The 1,083-nt window shown below is 42.4% G+C and carries 1 protein-coding gene; it reads right to left on the reverse strand.

The genetic code is table 11. The features are described from left to right. Positions 1 to 576 precede the first annotated feature (576 nt). The gene (locus tag O9332_RS02845; RefSeq protein ID WP_288023545.1) at positions 577 to 963 is read right to left on the reverse strand and encodes a DUF4164 family protein; all 387 of its coding nucleotides are present in this window, start codon (positions 961 to 963) and stop codon (positions 577 to 579) included. Positions 964 to 1,083 lie beyond the last annotated feature (120 nt).

The following is a 1,083-nucleotide window of genomic DNA, read 5'->3' on the forward strand; positions in this document are numbered from 1 at the left end:
TTTTGTACCAAGCTATGTACTACAAGAAGGATAATGCAAGGTTTTTGAAAGTCCCAATCCTATTTTCTTGCACTAACATCGGACTTTAACAGGTCAAAAGCCTTATTTTAAAAGGGTTTTACCATTATTCAGCAAACCCTAAGTGGGTGGGTGGAATTAAATATAAGATGAACGTAGGTTGGGTTGAAGCATGAAACCCAACGCCCGCATAGTTTACGCTACCGCTGACCCATCCTACAAATAATTGTGCCTCCCTACTTACGCCCGCATAGTTTACGCTACCGCTAACCCATCCTACAAATAATTGTGCTTCCCTACTTAGGGTCTGCTGAAAAAGTTTTTCGGTGGGGGCAGGGTGTGGGGTGTGGGGTGTGGGGTGTGGGGTTTTACCGGTTTTGAGGTGGCCAATTACCTAATTTTTAGGGAAAAAGTCCCTGAATTTTCCTCCCAATCACTCCAATCGCTGGTACTTTTTGATTTCAAAAAAGTCTAAAAGTCTTACCCAACAAGGTTTTTAGATTTATTCAGCAAACCCTACTTAATCCTAAGGGCTGTAACTGTTCCTAGTGGCCAGTTCTAGGGATTGGGGAAAAAACCAAAAAGTTTAGCGGCACCTCCCAAGACAGCAACCACCAAAGCTATCAGAATCCCCCGGTTGGTGAACTCCTGATAACCAACCCGTGCCGTTAATCCCTCGACTTTCTCGTCTAATACTTTAATATCGCCTTTTAAATCTCCCTTTAACCCCTCGATTTTCTCATCTAATACTTTAATATCGCCTTTTAACTCTGCTTTGAGTTCGGCCTGTCCGATTTCTAATTTGGTTAGCCGGTCTTCCACCTTGTCAAATCTCTCATCTACCTTGTCAAATCTCTCATCCATGCGTTTTTCCAGGGAGTCGATTTTACTCTCAATCCTAGTTAGGACGGACTCTAGGGAATAGGTGACGGTTTCGTTAGACATTTTGCTATACTCCTATAGATTTTTGAGTTTTTGATAGCCATTTCTTATAATCCTAAGGGCTGTAACCTTTTCTAGGAGCCACTTTTAGGGATTGGGGAAAAAACCAAAAAGTTTAGCGGC

The sequence above is a fragment of the Microcystis sp. LE19-10.1B genome (assembly GCF_027530565.1).
GTDB lineage: Bacteria > Cyanobacteriota > Cyanobacteriia > Cyanobacteriales > Microcystaceae > Microcystis > Microcystis aeruginosa.

Excerpts from the sequence above, each read along its gene's own strand:
- O9332_RS02845 (WP_288023545.1), bottom strand. The coding sequence starts at position 963 with ATGTCTAACGAAACCGTCACCTATTCCCTAGAGTCCGTCCTAACTAGG.